The organism is Nitrospirillum goiasense (genome assembly GCF_034427435.1).
Lineage (GTDB): Bacteria > Pseudomonadota > Alphaproteobacteria > Azospirillales > Azospirillaceae > Nitrospirillum.
The window spans coordinates 41,671-58,243 of the sequence record NZ_JAXQNP010000001.1 but is presented as its reverse complement, the minus strand read 5'-3'; the positions used below and the strand labels follow the sequence as shown (position 1 = coordinate 58,243).

Sequence of the window (16,573 nt, the reverse complement as noted above, 5' to 3'; positions counted from 1 at the left end):
CGCACCGCCCAGTTGACGAGAGACGGGCGGTGAAAGCGGATGGAAAGGAGAATGGCGGCAGGGGGAGAACCGGACTAAACTAAGGGGACTTGGTTCACAGATGGAGGCCTCTTTGCGCACGGTGAACATTCATGAAGCCAAGACGCATCTGTCCCGTCTGGTGGACCAAGCGGCTCAGGGCGAATCCTTCATCATCGCCAAGGCCGGCAAACCAATGGTGAAGGTCATCGCGCTGGCGGAAAAGGATTCAGATGCGCCGCAGCGCCTAGGTTTTCTGGCGGGGCTGATTCACGTTCCGGACGACTTCGACCGCATGGGTGGCGATACCATTACCGACCTGTTTTCCGGCGGTACGCCGTGAAGGTTTTGCTCGACACCCACATCCTTCTCTGGGCCGCCAGCGAACCGCATCGCCTGTCGGACGATATCCGAACCCTGTTGGGTGACCTTAACAATGACTGCCTATTCAGCGTCGCCAGCCTTTGGGAAGTCGTGATTAAGCGCGGGCTGGGACGCCCAGACTTTCAAGTGGACCCAAATCTGTTACGGCGAGGGCTTCTGGATAACGGTTATGAGGAACTGCCGATCACGGGGGCCCATGCGTTGGCGGTGCAAGATCTGCCGCCCCTGCACCGGGATCCGTTTGATCGAATATTGATCGCCCAATCCCATGCCGAAGGTATTCCCCTTCTGACGGCGGACCCCATCGTTGCAGGCTATTGCGGGCTGGTCAGGCGCGTCTGACCAGCCCGAGCCCTCGGTGCAGATCGTCAGCCCGCCAGGCCGTTCAGCTTGGCGTATTGCAGCAGCATGATGGTCTTGGCGTCCATGATACGGCCGTCCGCCACCATGGCCAAGGCCTCCTCCAAGGTGGGTTCCAGCACCTCGATATCCTCGCCTTCCGCCGCCAGGCCGCCGCCGGCGCCCACGCGGTCGGCGGCGCTGTAGGGGGCGACGAAGAAGGTCAGCTTTTCGGTGACGGAGCCGGGGCTCATGAAGGCCTCGAACACCCGGCGCGCCTCGCCGATGCGGCACCCCGCCTCCTCCTCCGCCTCGCGGCGGATAGTCTCCTCCGGCGAGGTGTCGTCCAGCAGGCCGGCGATGGCCTCGATCAGCGGGGCGTCATGCCCGGTGACGTAAACGGCGTAGCGGAACTGGCTGACCAGCAGCACGGTGCCGCGCGTGGGGTCATAGGGCAGGATAACGGCGCCGTGCCCGCGATCATAAACTTCGCGCGTCATGGTCTGCCAATCGCCGTCGCGGCGGCGGTAATCGAAGGTGACGCTGCGGAGTTCGGACCAGCCCTTGGACAGGACACGGTCTTCGCGCACGCGGATGCGGTCTTTCATGAAAACGCCTCTGTTCGGTCTGGTCATGAGGAAGCTGTCTGCCCGCGGACAGGCTCCGCGAGAGCCGGCTGCCGCTGGTTCAGATCGGGGGCGCTAACCGCCGCACACGCCAGCCATGGCGCGGTCAAGCGCAATGGCATCCAGCGTGCCGGCCGGCAGTTGCCGCCGGTAGAGATAGTCGTTCACCGCCGCCGCCACCTCCGCCCGGCAGGTCTTGCGGGTGCGCATCGGGGCGACGCCCGGCAGGGCCGCCATCATCGTTTTTTGGATAATGTCCAACTGCGGCCGCACATCCCGTACCAGATCCACGGGCGCATGGTCCGGCGCGGCGCCAGCGCGCGCCCAGTCCGCCATCAGGCTGTATTGCACCAGCTTGTTGGCCTCTATCTGCGCGCGGAAGACGCTGGCCACCCAGATGCGCTCCAGCCCCAGGCCCTCGCCTTGCGACACGGCGCTCATGATCACCACCGCCTCGCGCCCCCCGTCCTCAACGGCGCCGCCGCTGTCCCACTTGGACAGGGCGACCTGGTGGGCCATCGCCAGCCGGTCGGCCGAAACCTCCACCAGCGTCTTCAGGCTGTCGGCGGCGTCCGCCGGCGGCGCGGCCCATGCTTGAGGGACACAGGCGGCGGCCAGGACCGCCACACAAGCCAACAGGCGCCAGCGATTCATGAGCGACCATCCGTTACGGTAAGGTAATGATCCTTGCAGGCCTTCGCGCTATGGCGGCCGCCCCCAAGACGCTGCGGTGCCGGGGATGAAAGGCGGCGGACATTCGGTACGACGGTCATGGTCCCCTGAGGCCTGCGCTGGACTGCCCCGCCAGACTGGCGCGGGGATGGGGCGCTAGACAAGCGGAATCCCCATCCCTTGAGCCCGGCGAAAAAATTTTCCACGCTGCGGTTGCCTTTGTCGGATCGCGCTCTACCCACCCGTCATTTCACCGACGGACACTGGAAAGCGCCGTTCATTCTCTCACGGAAAGGGCTTCCGCTGTGTACTACGCGCTGCTGATTTATGAGGACGAGGCGGTTTATGGCGAGGAGCGGGACAGCCCGCTGTTGCAGGCCATGATCACCCGGCATGAAGCGTTCGCCCGGGATTTGGGTGCGGCCCGGGTCGGGGGGGCCGGCCTGGCCGGGGTGGCCAGCGCCACCACGGTTCGCACCACCGGGGGCGTGAAGACGGTGCATGACGGCCCCTTCGCCGAAACGAAGGAACAACTGGGGGGCTTTTACCTGATCGAGGCGCCGGATCTGGAGGCGGCCCTGGCCATCGCCCGCCAGGTGCCCCTCGCGGCCAACGGCGCGGTGGAGGTCAGGCCCTTGATTGAAATGCCCGGTTGATCCCAGGCGGCTCCTCAGGAAGGTTCATGGCCCAACATGGGTTCCCGGGCACGGTATCGGCGTTGTCAGGCGGCGCCGTCCTTGGCAGGATGCGCCCCTTGAGTGGGCCCCCCTGCATTGGAAAGGGCCTTGAACGGGAAAGGGTCGCCATGAAGCGCATCGGCGCCATCGAGCTGGGCGGGACCAAGGCCATCGTGGGGGCGGCGGCCATGGACGGCACCGCGCGGCCAAAGTCCATCGACATCGTGCGCATCCCCACCACCAGCCCGCAGGAAACGCTGGCGCGCTGCGCCGACACCCTGCGCAACCTGGCCGGCCGCATGGGCGGGCTGGACGCCGTCGGCATCGCCAGCTTCGGACCGGTGCAACTCGACCCCCGGCGCCCCGGCTATGGCGCCATCACCCGCACGCCCAAGCCCGGCTGGGCCGGCGCCCCCGTGCGCGACACCCTGGCCGGCGCCCTGCATGACTTGAAGCCCGGCGGCGTGCCCGTCGCCATCGACACCGACGTCAACGGCGCCGCCCTGGGCGAAGGGCGCTGGGGCGCGGCCCAGGGCCTGGACAGCCATGTCTACGTCACCGTCGGCACCGGCATCGGCGTGGGCGTGGTGGTCGGCGGTCGCCCACAGCACGGCCTGGTCCATCCCGAGGGCGGCCATCTGCTGGTGCGGCGCGACCCCGCCCGCGATCCCTACACCGGCCACTGCCCCTATCACGGCGATTGCCTGGAGGGCCTGGCCTGCGGCCCCGCCATCGAGGCGCGCGTCGGCCGCCCCGCCACCGACCTGGCCGACGATCACCCGGTCTGGGACCTGGTCGGCGACTATCTGGGACAGATGGCCGCCAACCTGCTGTTCACCCTGTCGCCCCAGCGCATCGTCATCGGCGGCGGTGTCGGCGCCCGGCCCGGCCTGCTGGACCGCGTCCGCCATCATGCCCACCGTTACATCGGCGGCTATATCGACCACCCCCTCGTCACCGGCGACCTTACCGACTTCATCGTCCCGCCGGGCCTGGACGGCGAGTCCGGCATGGCCGGCGCCCTGGCATTGGGATGGGACGCGGCGTGACCATCGGCAGGCGTTCCCCGCCGGTGTATGGTCGTTTCATCGAACTGTCAGGATCGGGACATGGCTGATAAGCCGGCCGCAGCGGCCACGACGCATTCCACGGCCACCCCGGATGGCGGGCAGTCCAGGGCCAAGATGGGCGCCGTGAAGATGGACGATATCGCCCGCATGGCGGGGGTTTCCAAATCCACGGTGTCACGCGCCCTGTCGGGCAGCCCCCTGGTGAATGAGGAAACGCGGGCCCGCATCCAGGCCCTGGTCGACTCCCACTCCTACCGCGTCGACACAAGGGCGCAGGGCCTGCGCAAGGGGCACACGCACACCATCGCGGTGGTCATCCCTCTGCTGCACGAACACGACCAGCCCATTTCCGACCCCTTCTTCCTGGAGCTGCTGGGCCATATCGCCGACGCCGTGGCCGACCACGGCTATGACCTGCTGCTGTCCAAGATCGGCCCCGGCAGGGCGTCGGGCATGGCCGACCTGGTGGATACCGGGCGCGTGGACGGGTTGATCGCCATCGGCCAAAGCACCGCCCATCTGGGCCTGGAGCGGCTGGCGGATCGCAACCTGCCGCTGGTGGTGTGGGGCGCCCAGCTGCCGGAACAGCATTATGTCACCGTCGGTTCCGACAACAAGGCGGGGGCCGAGCGTGCGGTGGCCCACCTGATCGCCCAGGGACGGCGGCGCATCGTCTTCCTGGGGCAGCGGACGGTGCCGGAAATGCGCCTGCGTCACGACGGGTATGTCGCGGCGCTGGCAGCGGCGGGCATCGACCCCGACCCGGCCCTGGATGTGCCGACGCGCTTCGCCAGCGCCGCCGCGCTGACCGCCATGCGCAGCCTGATCTGCGGCGGCGCCACCTTCGACGCGGTGTTCGCCTGTTCCGACGTCATCGCCATCAGCGCCATCCGCGCGCTTCAGGACCAGGGCCTAAGGGTGCCGGAGGATGTGGCCGTGGTGGGCTATGACGACGTCCAGATGGCGGCGTTCTACAACCCGGCGCTGACCACCGTGCGCCAGGACACCGCCACCGGCGGCCGCCTGCTGGTGGACCTGCTGTTCGCCCAGATCGCCGGCCGCCCCACCCGCTCGGTCATGCTGCCGACCGAGCTGGTGGTGCGGGCCAGCAGCGGCGTTGTCAGCGGAACCACCACACCAGGACCGCGGTAAGGGCCAGCAGACCCACCGACAGGACGCGGTAGTTCATCCACAACGGCTGCCCCGCGAGGGTGGCCGTCTCGGCCCGGAAGACGGCGGGCGTCCACACCAGCGCCGCCCCCTCTTTCGCGCCCCCCTCTTTCGCGCCCTGGTCTTTCGCCGTCGCGTCGCTGGTGAGCAGGCTGACCACCACCAGGATGACGGCGGAGGCCAGGACCAGCAGGGGCGCCATCAGCAGGAAATGCGGACCGCCATTGCCCAGCACCACGCAATAGACGAACAGCCCCAGGCCCAGGGCCAACCCGCCGGCGAAGGCGGCGAAGGCGCCGGTGGCGTTGGCCCGGGTCCAGAACAGGCCCACCAGGAACAAGGCCACCACCGGCGGCACGGCATAGGCCAGGATGGCCTGCAGGTACTGCCATAGCGAGCCGAAGCGGGCGATCTGCGGGGCCCACAGCACGGCCAGGCCCATGAAGGCCAGGGTGGCCAGCCGCCCCGTGGCGACCAGGCGCTTTTCCCCCAGGTGGGGCCAGCGCAGGCGCACGAAGTCCATGGTCACCAGGGTCGAGGCGGAATTGAAGGTGGAGGCCGTCGCCGACATGATGGCCGCGAGGAAGCCGGCCACGACCAGGCCGACCACGCCGGTCGGCAGCAGCTTGAACACCAGCGAGGGATAGACCAGGTCCCCCCGCGGCAGGCCGGGGAACAGCAGCAGGGCGGCGGTGCCGGGCAGCACCATCAGGAACAGCACCGGCAGCTTCAGCAGCCCGGCGAACAGGCAGCCCCAGCGGCCATGGTCGATGCTCTTCGCCGACAGCACGCGCTGCACCATGAACTGGTTGGTGCACCAGAAATAGAACCCGATGAGCGGCACCCCGGTGACTAGGCCCGTCCAGGGCAGCACCGGGTCGCTGGCCGGGCGGATCAGGCTCAGCATCTCCGGCTTGGTGGCGGCCATGACCACGTCCCAGCCACCCGCCTGGTTGAAAGCCATGACGGCGATGACGGCCGCGGCGGTCAGCAGCAGCACCGCCTGGATGGTTTCCGTCACCATGACCGCGGCCAGGCCGCCGGCCGTGGTGTAAATGCCGGCGCCCAGCGCCAGCAGCAGCACGATGACGCCCATCGGCACGGCCGGAAAGGCCAGCTGGAACATCAACGCCCCGCCATACAGCGTCCCGGCCGTGTCCACGGCGATGTTCAGGAACAGCGTCAGGCCGGAAAACAGCAGGCGCGACCGCCGGTCGTAGCGCCGCTCCAGGAATTCCGGCGTGGTGTAGACCCCGGTTTTCAGCAGGAAGGGCAGCAGGAAGATGCAGAAGAAGACCAGGACGACGCCCGCCATCCATTCATAGTCGAAAACCGCGATGCCGTGGTCATAGGCCGCCCCGGCCAACCCGATCAGCGTGGTGCTGGAGATGTTGGAGGCCAGGAGGGCCAGCCCGATGACGGGCCAGGTCTTGGATTTGTGGGCCAGGAAATAATCCGACGCCGTGCTTTGCCGCCGGCTGACCGCAAGGCCGATGGCGATGATGACCACGACATACACCAGGATGATCGCCACATCCCAGGACCCCAGCGGACTGCCGCCGTTCATCCCGTCCTCCCTTCGACTTTTGCTTATCCTTGATGCCGGGGCGGGCCCCAGCGGACGCACCTTGATCGCCCCACCGGAAAATTGCAATCGGTTGTATAAAAATAAATGCCTGGGCGCCCTGCCCGGCCCGATGCATGACCGCGAGGCCGGGCGTCAAGTCCTTGGTTAAGAAAGATTAACGAGCCTGCGGCACATTCCAGCACCGTGCTCCTCGGGTGGCGCAACAGAACTCCAAAAGACTATTGCAATCGGTTGTAACGTGTGTTTGGGTAAAGGCGTCCAGAGGTGGCCGGGGAGGCCGCCCGCAATCGACAATCAAAAAAAGACAAACTAGGGAGATCGCCATGAAGCGCCGTTTGGCCCGCGCCCTGCTGTTGGGCGCCGCCGTCACCGTCACGCCCACCCTGTTCACCCCCGCCCTGGCCGACGAGGATCCCGCCAAGAACCAAGGCCAGCAGGGCCTGGACCTGGATGAGATCGTCATCACCGGCACCGCCTTGCCGCAGAGCAAGTTCAACACCAGCGTCTCGGTCAGCACCCTGAACCCGGACCAGATCGCCCAGTCGTCCCCCAGCAGCGCCGCCGACATCCTGCGCAACATCCCGGGCTTCCGTGCCGAGGCGTCGGGCGGCGAAGGCAACGCCAACATCGCGGTCCGCGGCCTGCCGGTCGCCTCGGGTGGCGCCAAGTTCCTGCAATTGCAGGAAGATGGTCTGCCCATCATGCAGTTCGGCGACATCGCCTTCGGCACCGCCGACACCTATCTGCGCGCCGACTACAACGTGGCGCGGGTGGAAGCCATCCGCGGCGGCTCCGCCTCCACCTTCGCCAGCAACGCGCCCGGCGGCGTCATCAACTTCGTCAGTGACACGGGCGAAAAGGAGGGCGGCGCCATCGGCCTGACCCGCGGCCTGGACTATAACGAGACGCGGGCCGACTTCGCCTATGGCGGTCCCATCGCCCCCGGCTGGCGCTTCCATGTCGGCGGCTATTACCACACCGGCGAGGGCCCGCGCTCCGTCGGCTATGACGACGCCATGAACGGCGGCCAGGTGAAGGCCAACGTCACCCACGACATGGAAAAGGGCTTCATCCGCCTGGACTTCAAATACCTGAACGACCGGTCGCCCGTTTACCTGCCGGTGCCGCTGGCCATTTCCGGCAGCGGCGGCAACCCGCACATCTCCTCCCTGGCCGGGTTCGACGCGCTGAGCGGCGCCTTCCAGTCGCCCTATTTCCGCAAGGACCTGGCGATAGACGCCAACGGCAACCGCCTGACCACCAACATCGGCGACGGCTATCACCCCGTCAGCACCGCGTTCGGCGGCCAAGCCCAGTTCGAGGTGGCGCCCGGCTGGACGCTGGACGACAAGTTCCGCGTGGCCGACAACACCGGTGACTTCGTCGGCCCCTACCCGCAGGAGGTGGACCGCGCCTCCGTCCTGGCGACGGAGATAGGTGGCGCCGGCGCCACCTTGCAATACGCCAGCGGCCCCAACGCCGGCCAGACGGTCAGCGCCGGCAGCGTGGGCGGCAACGGTCTGGCGTCCCGCATCGCCCTGTTCAACGTCAAGCTCAACGACCTGGGCACCTATACCAACGACCTGAAGATCACCAAGACGCTGGACACCTTGCCGCTGGGCAAGGGCGCCGTCTCATTCGGCTATTACAAGGCCCGCCAGAACATCGACATGGACTGGCACTGGAACACCTATCTGGAAACGGTCAACGGCAAGGACGGAGCGCTGCTGAACGTGCTGAACGCCAGCGGCAAGACCGTCACCTCCAACGGCCTGGTCGCCTATGGCGAGCCCTATTGGGGCAATTGCTGCGTGCGCAGCTATGACATGCACTATGACATCGACGCGCCCTATGCCGCGGTGAACTGGGCGTGGGACAAGCTGACGGTGGACGCCAGCCTGCGCTACGATTACGGCCATGCCTCGGGCAGCTACGCCGGTCCGACCGGCACAACGGCCATTGACGTGAACCAGGACGGGGTGCTGCAGGTGCCGGAGCTGACGGTGCCGGTGGTCAACCAGTCGGTGGCCAACCCGGTCAACTACGACTGGCACTACATCTCCTATTCCATCGGCGCCAACTACGAGATTGATCACGACCTGGCTTTGTTCGTGCGATACAGCGAGGGCGGTCGCGCCAACGCCGACCGCCTGGCCTTCGGTTCCATCAACGCCGACGGCTCCACCGCCTACCAGAACGCCGTGAACAAGGTGAAGCAGGCCGAGGGCGGCGTTAAATGGCGGTCGGACATCGGCGTCAGCGTCTTCCTCACCGGCTTCTACGCCAATACCGAGGAAGCCAACCAGGACGTGACCTCGCTCACCCAGCGCTTCATCTCCCGCGTCTATGACGCGGAGGGGGCGGAGCTGGAGGCCAGCTACCGCTATGGCGCCTTCCAGCTGGACGCGGGCGTCACCTATACCCATTCCCGCATCACCAAGGATGAGATCACCCCCAGCGATGTGGGCAACGTGCCCCAGCGGCAGGCCGATTTCGTCTACCAGATCACGCCGTCCTATGTGGGCAACGACTACAGCGTGGGCGTGAACATCATCGGCACAACCGACAGCTACGCCGACACCACCAACAAACTGGTGATGCCCGGATATGCCCAGGTCAACCTGTTCGCCACCTACAACCTGACCAATGACATCGTCTGGTCCTTTTCCGCCAACAACCTGTTCAACACCCTGGGCCTGACGGAGGTGGACGGCACCACCGATGCCGTGCCCAGCAACGGCATCCTGCTGGCGCGGTCCATCAACGGCCGCACCTTCAAGACCGGCGTCAAATACAGCTTCTGACCCTGCACCGGCTGGCGGGGCCCACCTTTCCCCCTCCCCAGGTGGGCGCCCGCCCTTGGGCTCTCTACTCGTGGAAACACGCCCGCCAGCCGGTCTTTTTATCGATCATCCTGGGATTTAACGGCATGACCTCCTTCCCCTCCAGCCAGGCCCCCAGCCGGGCCGAGTCCCTGCGCCAGCGCCTGGACCGCCATTGGCCGACGGCCGAGGCGCTGCTGCGCCGCCTTTATGCCGGGGTTCCGGATGTGGAGGATTGGCTGGTCCGGGTGCGCGACGTCGTGTCCACGGCGGCGCTGAACCGCCCGGCGCCCTTGGCGGAACGGGATGCCCGCCGGCTGGCGGAACCCGACTGGTTCCAGCGGCCCAACCAGCTGGGTTACTGCTTCTACGTCGACCGTTTCGCCGGCACGCTGGCCGGCGTCCAGGCGCGACTGGGCTATTTGGCGGATCTGGGCGTCACCTATCTGCATGCCCTGCCCCTGCTGGCCATGCAGGCGGGCGACAACGACGGCGGCTTCGCCGTGGCCGATTACCGCGCGGTGGAGCCCCGGCTGGGCCGGACGGAGGATCTGGCGACACTGGCCCAGGCGGCGCATGGCGCCGGCATGGCGCTGTGCCTGGACGTGGTGTGCAACCATACCGCCCGCGACCATGCCTGGGCGCAGGCCGCGCGGACCGGCGACCCCCATTACCGCGCCTACTACCACGTGTTGGAGAGTGCCGAGGCCGTGGCCGCGTATGAGGCGACACTGGGCCAAGTGTTCCCCAAGACGGCGCCGGGCAATTTCACGCCAGAGCCCACCCTGGCCCGCGACGGCGGCCAAGCCTGGGTATGGACCACCTTCTATCCCTATCAATGGGACCTGAATTACGCCAACCCCGCCGTCTTCCAGGAGATGCTGGAGGTTCTGCTGCACCTGGCCAACCAGGGGGTGGACGTCTTCCGCCTGGACAGCACGCCCTTCCTGTGGAAGGCGCCGGGCACGGCCTGCCGCGGGCTGCCGCAAACCCATTGGGTGGTGCGGGCCTGGCGGGCGCTGCTGGCCATCGCCGCACCCGCCGTGCTGCTGAAGGGCGAGGCCATCGTCGATCCCGATGACGTCGTGTCCTTCTTTGGGCGGGACGATGCCACCGGGCTGCCGGCCGCCAATGAATGCCACCTGGCCTACAACAACGGCATGATGACCGCCCTGTGGCTGGCCCAGGCGACCGGCGACGCCGGCCCCGCCCACGCCCTGCTGGACCGCCTGGCGGTGCGCCCCCGCCAGGCGGCCTGGATCACCTATGTCCGCTGCCATGACGACATCATCTGGGATGCCCTGGCGGCCCTGATCCCGCAGGAAACGCTGCACCGGGTGTCCGCCTTCTACGCCGGCGCCACGCCCGGCAGCTACGCCCTGGGCGCCGCCTTCCAGGCGGACGGCGATGGCGCCCCCAGCACCAACGGCATGGCGGCGTCGCTGGTGGGGCTGCGGCCCGAGGGACGCCCCGGCGAAGCGGACACGGACGGCGCCTTGGCGCGCCTGCTGCAATTGTACCAGGTGACCCTGGCCCTGGACGGCCTGCCGGTGCTGTACATGGGGGATGAGATCGCCTTGACCAACGCCCCGCTTGCCGGCCTGCCGGCGGGCGAAGGCCGCTGGCTGCACCGGCCGGACATGGACTGGTCCCGAGCCGCCGACCGCAATGACAGCGCCACCGCCGCCGGGGCCTTCCACGCCGCGTTGCGCCGCCTGATCGGCGTGCGGGCGAGGCTGGACGCCCTGAACGGCGTTGAGCCCGCCCGCCCCCTCGCTGGCCTTCCGCCCGGCATCCTGGGATTTGAGCGGGTGGGGGCGCGGGCGGTCCTGTGCCTGGCCAACCTGACCGGCCAGGCCGTGACCGTGTCGCTGCCCGCCACCACCGGCGCTTGGCGGGACGCGGTGTCGGAAACCGCCATCGACCTGACGGCGCTACCGTTGGCACCTTGGCAGACGCGATGGATCGTGACGGAAGAGCCCACGCCCGAGGTCGCGCCATGAAGCGCATCGGCGCCATCGAGCTGGGCGGGACCAAGGCCATCGTCGGGGCGGCCGTCATGGACGGCACCGCGCGGCCCAAATCCATCGACACCGTCCGCATCCCCACCACCAGCCCGCAGGAGACGCTGGCACGCTGCGCCGACACCCTGCGCGACCTGGCCGGCCGCATGGGCGGGCTGGACGCCGTCGGCATCGCCAGCTTCGGGCCCCTGCAACTCGATCCCCGGCGCCCCGGCTATGGCGCCATCACCCGCACGCCCAAGCCCGGCTGGACCGGCGCGCCCGTACGCGACACCCTGGCCGGCGCCCTGCGTGACTTGAAGCCCGGCGGCGTGCCCGTCGCCATCGACACCGACGTCAACGGCGCCGCCCTGGGCGAAGGCCGCTGGGGCGCGGCCCAGGGCCTGGACAGCCATGTCTACGTCACCGTCGGCACCGGCATCGGCGTGGGCGTGGTGGTCGGCGGTCGCCCACAGCACGGCCTGGTCCATCCCGAGGGCGGCCATCTGCTGGTGCGGCGCGACCCCGCCCGCGATCCCTACACCGGCCACTGCCCCTATCACGGCGATTGCCTGGAGGGCCTGGCCTGCGGCCCCGCCATTGAGGCGCGCGTCGGCCGCCCCGCCACAGACCTGGCCGACGACCATCCCGTCTGGGACCTGGTCGGCGACTATCTGGGACAGATGGCCGCCAACCTGCTGTTCACCCTGTCGCCCCAGCGCATCGTCATCGGCGGCGGTGTCGCCGCCCGGCCCGGCCTGCTGGGCAGCGTCCGCCATCATGCCCATCGCCACATCGGCGGCTATATCGACCACCCCCTCGTCACCGGCGACCTTACCGACTTCATCGTCCCACCGGGCCTGGACGGCGAGTCCGGCATGGCCGGCGCCCTGGCATTGGGGTGGGACGCGGCGTGCAGCCGAAGCGCCTGAGTCGCCTCGGTTCTTTGTCCGGTGACGGGTCGCGGGCAGTGCCGCGCTACGCGTTTAGGCATCCATCGACGCGTGAAGCCCTCACGCCCTGTTAGCGGTATCCCGAAACGGAGGGGGTGCGGCAAAACAACCGCACCAGAAAGTTATATATATGCGTGGCTTGTGTTGCATTCTTGCGACGCAAACCAAAAACGTTAACCAATGAGCAACAAAACCGCATTGACCCTGAGCCGCCGCTTAAATTTTGATGGACCTACAAACGGGTCTAAAGAACAACGGGGGCAAATGATGGGTCGGTCTACCCAATCTTCGCTTTTTTTCCATAAGCTTAACCGTCTGCGCCTGTCTTTGATGGTGGGCGCGGCCATCGGCACGGTGGGTGCCGCGTCGGGCGCCTGGGCGCAGCAGGGTGGGGAGGCAGCCCCGACCCCGGCGCCGCAGACGCAGGTGGCCCAGTCCGCCTCTTCGGACGACACGAGCGCCACCAGCGGGGCGCCGTCCAGCTCCCTCAACGAAATCGTCATCACCGGCTCGCGCATCAAGCGCACCAACTTCGACACCATGCAGCCCGCCGAGGTCATGAACTCGGACGAGATCAGCAAGCGTGGCTTCACCAACCTGGGTCAGGCGCTGCAAGAGCTGCCGGCCTTCAGCGTGCCGGCCAACAGCCCGGTGGGCAGCCAGGGTTCCTTTGGCGCCGGCCAGACCTACGTCAACCTGTACAACCTCGGGTCCCAGCGCACCCTGACGCTGGTCAACGGCCGCCGTTTCGTCTCCTCCGCCAGCTCGTCCATCTTCGGCTCCGTGGCTGGCAGCCCGGTGGACCTGTCGGCCATTCCGACGGCCCTGGTTGATCGCGTGGATGTCGTGGCGGTGGGTGGTGCCCCGACCTATGGTTCCGACGCCATCGCCGGTACCGTCAACATCATCCTGAAAAAGGATTACCAGGGCGCCGACGTCAGCGTGTCCAGCGGCCTGTCGGAATATGGCGACGCCGCCGACTACAACGCCTCGGCCGTGCTGGGCCAGAACTTCAACAATGGCCGTGGCAACGTCACCGTCGCCGTCCAGTACGACAAACAGAACGGCCTGACGAACGAGGATCGCAAGGGCACGGCTGGCAGCGCCGGCAATTTCTTCGGCAGCGCCACCAAGGGTCAGACGTTCACCCAACAACTTTACTCCGGTGGTGAGCACTACAACGTCTTCACCAACACCGGCATGCCCATGGTGGACGACGGCGTGCCCATTTCCCGGGGCAAGGCTTCATCCGCCATCACCAACGATGCCGGACAGGCCCTGTTCTTTGGCCCCAATGGCCAGCTGACGCCCTTCGTCAATGGCCAGCTGACGGGCAGCTCCCTTTATCAGGCGGGCGGCAGCGGCTTCCCCATTGGCGACTTCGGCAACCTGCTGACGGAAAGCAACCGCACCCAGGTCACGCTGCTCAGCCATTACGACCTGACCGACCATATCCGCTTCAATACCGAGCTGTGGTACGGCCACCTGCGCGCCGCCAACCTGCGCGACCAGCCCTATTACAACACCGCCCTGTTCGGTGGTGCGGGTGACGTCAACGGCAATCTTATCCTGAACACGAACAACCCCTATCTGAGCGCCGCTGACCGCCAGACCATCATCAATAATCTGACCGCGGCCGGTGCCGACCCCAGCACCTTCTACATGGCGCGCGCCAACACGGACCTGGCCACCGGCGCGTTCCGCACCACGACCGACATCTATCGCGTGGTGTCGGGCGTGGAGGGTGACTTCTCCGCCCTCAACCGCACCTTCAACTGGGAAGTGACGGGCACCTACGGCAAGTCGGATACGTCGAACGACGACCGGCAGTTGGTGACGCAGAACTTCTTCAACGCCATCAACGCGGTGCGGGACAGCAGCGGCAACATCGTCTGCGCCCCCGGCTACACCAACGCCGCCATTGCCACGCTGAGCAGCACCTGCGCGCCGCTGAACATCTTCGGCATCAACCAGGCGAGCAAGGCGGCGACGGACTACATCACCGCCATTGCCCATCCCAAGCAGAGCAACGCCCAGTACGACGTGCTGGCCGACATTGGCGGCACCATCATCAACCTGCCGGCCGGCGACGCCAAGTTCTCCGCCGGTTATGAATACCGCCGTGAAACGACGGCCTTCGACCCCGGCGCCTTCTATTATGGCCAACCGAACGGCGATGGCACCCGTACCCAGTTCGGCAACAGCATTCCCATCGACCCGGTGGCCGGTGAGTACCACACCAACGAGGGCTTCACCGAGATCAACATCCCCGTTGTGGCGCCGGACATGAAGGTGCCGCTGATCTACAATCTGGAGCTGAACGGCTCCGCCCGCTTGGTCGACAACAACCTGACGGGCACCTTCTGGTCCTACACCGGCGGTGGCAGCTATCAACCCATCCCCGACATCAAGCTGCGCGGCAACTACACCCGGTCGTTCCGCGCCCCGGCCGTGACGGAAGCCTTCAGCCCAACGGGCCAGATTTTCGACACCGCCAACGACCCCTGCGACGCCCGCTACATCAACGGCGGCCCCAACCCGGCCAATCGCGCGGCCAACTGCGCCAAGGCCGGCATCACCCAGCCCTTCACCTCCAACATTGTCGATTTCACCATCCCGGGCACCAGCTCCGGCAACCCGCATCTGCAGAACGAGATCGCCGACAGCTGGACGGTGGGCACCGTGCTGCGTCCACGCTACGCTCCCGGGCTGACGCTGTCCGCCGACTACATCAGCATCGATATCAGCAATGAGATCTCGCAGCTCGGCGCCACGGACCTGCTGGACGCCTGCTATGACGGCGCCCCGGGCAACTCCTTCTGCAACACCTTCACCCGCGACAGCACCGGCCAGGTGACGTCGGTGTCGGAGGGCTACTACAACGCGGCCATCGAAAGCTTCAAGGCCCTGCAGGCGGCGTTGGACTACGCCTTCAACCTCAGCGACGTCGGCTTGCCGGACAATTACGGCGCCATCGACTTCAGCGTCAACTACCTGCACACCTTCAGCCATTATTACAAGGTTGGCACGGGTGACAAGCAGTACACCGTAGGTGGTGTGCAAGAGCCGCGCAACAACTTCACCGCCAACATCAACTATAAGAATGGCGGCTTTGATTTCCTGTGGCAGACCCAGTACTACAGTGAAACCCGCATCAGCGTGAACACGCCGCTGTCCAACTACCAGTACCCGATCATGGACCCGTATGTGATGTACAACGCCTCGGCCGGTTATGAGTTCGAGGGCGGCTATCGCCTGCGCTTCAACGTGGACAACGTGCTGAACTCCCACGTCCCCTTCCCGCAGGCGGGATACAGCACCACGCGGTACTTCAGTGCCATCCTGGGCCGGTACTATCGCCTGACGGCCGGCTACAAGTTCTGATCTGCGGATAGGTCTAGCGAGTAAATGGCCCGCCCCTGGTTCACCCCGGGGGCGGGCCTATTTGCGTCATCGGTAGGAATGAAAAGGCCAGGCTGAGGCCGGTCTGGTGATCACCCGACCACCGGTCCAGGCACGCTTCCAAGGAAATGGCCGGCTTGATCCATCTCAGGGTGGACAAATGGCGGCCGGAATAGGATGCTGGCCAGCACATCGTTTCGGTTGCCAACCAACATCTAAATAACTCACATAAGTAGCGCTATGACGCCTTCCCCCTCCTTCCCCTGTCGGCTGCGCTGGCCGCCGCGCTGAGGTTCCTGGACCTCGGTCGCGCCCGGCGGGCACCGAGGGCATGGGCCTGGGTGGTTCTGGCGGCGGTGCTGCTGCGTGGATTGATCCCCGTCGGCTACATGGTCAACACCGCCGGCGGGCCGGCCCCGTTCATGCTGTGCCCCGGTGTGCATGACCTGATGGACCATGTGATGGGGACGGCCCCCGTGGATGACGGCTTGGCCGCCGCCCCGTCCACCCATGCGCACCACCATCACCCCGATGCGGAAGCAGGCGGTCTGGCGACGCCGGGCCAGGCTGCCCCCCACGACCATCGGGCGGGCGGCGACCAGGACCATATGGGCCCCTGCGCCTTCGCCACCCTGGCGGCGCTGGCCATCCCCCTGCTGCTGCTGGCCCTGGTCCTGCCCATCCGGCGCATCCGCCAGGCCTGGCGCCCCGTCACGCGGGCACGCCGTCCCCGGTCACGCCTGCCGGGCACGCCGGGCGCCCGCGCCCCGCCCCTGGCCGCCTGAGCGCCCGGGGTTCCTCACCCATCCATAGTGCGATACCGCGACGCGTCGCGGCCTCCGGGCATCC

The 16,573-nt window shown here is 67.0% G+C and carries 13 protein-coding genes; 10 read left to right on the top strand and 3 right to left on the bottom strand.

What is annotated here, in order from left to right:
* Window positions 1-121: 121 nt before the first annotated feature.
* Together ULB03_RS00250 and ULB03_RS00245 are read left to right on the top strand one after the other, a co-directional pair.
* A complete protein-coding gene (locus ULB03_RS00250) occupies window positions 122-361 on the top strand; it encodes a type II toxin-antitoxin system Phd/YefM family antitoxin (protein WP_416210994.1) in 240 nt (79 codons plus the stop codon).
* Window positions 358-744 (top strand): type II toxin-antitoxin system VapC family toxin, encoded by a 387-nt coding sequence (locus tag ULB03_RS00245; protein WP_322481324.1) that lies wholly within the window; start codon window positions 358-360, stop codon window positions 742-744. Before ULB03_RS00250 ends, ULB03_RS00245 begins: the two co-directional genes overlap by 4 nt.
* Window positions 745-770: 26 nt before the next feature.
* Here the strand turns inward: ULB03_RS00245 and ULB03_RS00240 are convergent, their stop codons facing one another.
* Both ULB03_RS00240 and ULB03_RS00235 read right to left on the bottom strand, forming a co-directional pair.
* Window positions 771-1,349, bottom strand: a complete 579-nt coding sequence (locus ULB03_RS00240; RefSeq protein ID WP_322481323.1) for an NUDIX domain-containing protein — start codon at window positions 1,347-1,349, stop codon at window positions 771-773.
* Between the two features lie 93 nt (window positions 1,350-1,442).
* The gene (locus ULB03_RS00235; RefSeq protein ID WP_322481322.1) at window positions 1,443-2,021 is read right to left on the bottom strand and encodes a chorismate mutase; all 579 of its coding nucleotides are present in this window, start codon (window positions 2,019-2,021) and stop codon (window positions 1,443-1,445) included.
* Window positions 2,022-2,344: 323 nt separating this feature from the next.
* On the opposite strand from ULB03_RS00235, the gene ULB03_RS00230 reads away from it, so the two are divergent.
* From ULB03_RS00230 to ULB03_RS00220, 3 genes are all read left to right on the top strand, one after another.
* Window positions 2,345-2,695, top strand: a complete 351-nt coding sequence (locus tag ULB03_RS00230) for a YciI family protein (RefSeq protein ID WP_322481321.1) — start codon at window positions 2,345-2,347, stop codon at window positions 2,693-2,695.
* Window positions 2,696-2,844: 149 nt separating this feature from the next.
* Entirely contained in the window at window positions 2,845-3,765 is a 921-nt protein-coding gene (locus ULB03_RS00225) for an ROK family protein (RefSeq protein WP_322481320.1), read from the top strand.
* Between the two features lie 60 nt (window positions 3,766-3,825).
* On the top strand, window positions 3,826-4,938 hold the full coding sequence (locus ULB03_RS00220) for a LacI family DNA-binding transcriptional regulator (protein ID WP_322481319.1): 1,113 nt from the start codon (window positions 3,826-3,828) through the stop codon (window positions 4,936-4,938).
* Here ULB03_RS00220 and ULB03_RS00215 read toward each other — a convergent pair.
* A complete protein-coding gene (locus tag ULB03_RS00215) occupies window positions 4,907-6,523 on the bottom strand; it encodes a sodium:solute symporter (protein WP_322481318.1) in 1,617 nt (538 codons plus the stop codon). The two genes, ULB03_RS00220 and ULB03_RS00215, sit on opposite strands and share 32 nt — an antisense overlap.
* Before the next feature lie 344 nt (window positions 6,524-6,867).
* On the opposite strand from ULB03_RS00215, the gene ULB03_RS00210 reads away from it, so the two are divergent.
* The 5 genes from ULB03_RS00210 (at window position 6,868) to ULB03_RS00190 (ending at window position 16,509) form a co-directional block, all read left to right on the top strand.
* Window positions 6,868-9,348: a TonB-dependent receptor gene (locus ULB03_RS00210; protein ID WP_322481317.1), complete on the top strand. Its 2,481-nt coding sequence runs from the start codon at window positions 6,868-6,870 to the stop codon at window positions 9,346-9,348.
* Between the two features lie 125 nt (window positions 9,349-9,473).
* Window positions 9,474-11,369: an alpha-amylase family glycosyl hydrolase gene (locus ULB03_RS00205; protein ID WP_322481316.1), complete on the top strand. Its 1,896-nt coding sequence runs from the start codon at window positions 9,474-9,476 to the stop codon at window positions 11,367-11,369.
* Window positions 11,366-12,301, top strand: coding sequence for an ROK family protein (locus tag ULB03_RS00200; protein ID WP_322481315.1), 936 nt, complete (start codon window positions 11,366-11,368; stop codon window positions 12,299-12,301). The genes ULB03_RS00205 and ULB03_RS00200 overlap by 4 nt, the downstream gene beginning before the upstream one ends.
* 351 nt (window positions 12,302-12,652) lie before the next feature.
* Window positions 12,653-15,706, top strand: coding sequence for a TonB-dependent receptor domain-containing protein (locus tag ULB03_RS00195; protein ID WP_322481314.1), 3,054 nt, complete (start codon window positions 12,653-12,655; stop codon window positions 15,704-15,706).
* A 359-nt stretch (window positions 15,707-16,065) separates the two neighbouring features.
* Window positions 16,066-16,509 carry a hypothetical protein gene (locus ULB03_RS00190; RefSeq protein ID WP_322481313.1) on the top strand — a complete coding sequence of 148 codons (444 nt, stop codon included), beginning with the start codon at window positions 16,066-16,068 and terminating at the stop codon, window positions 16,507-16,509.
* The last annotated feature ends 64 nt before the right edge of the window (window positions 16,510-16,573 follow it).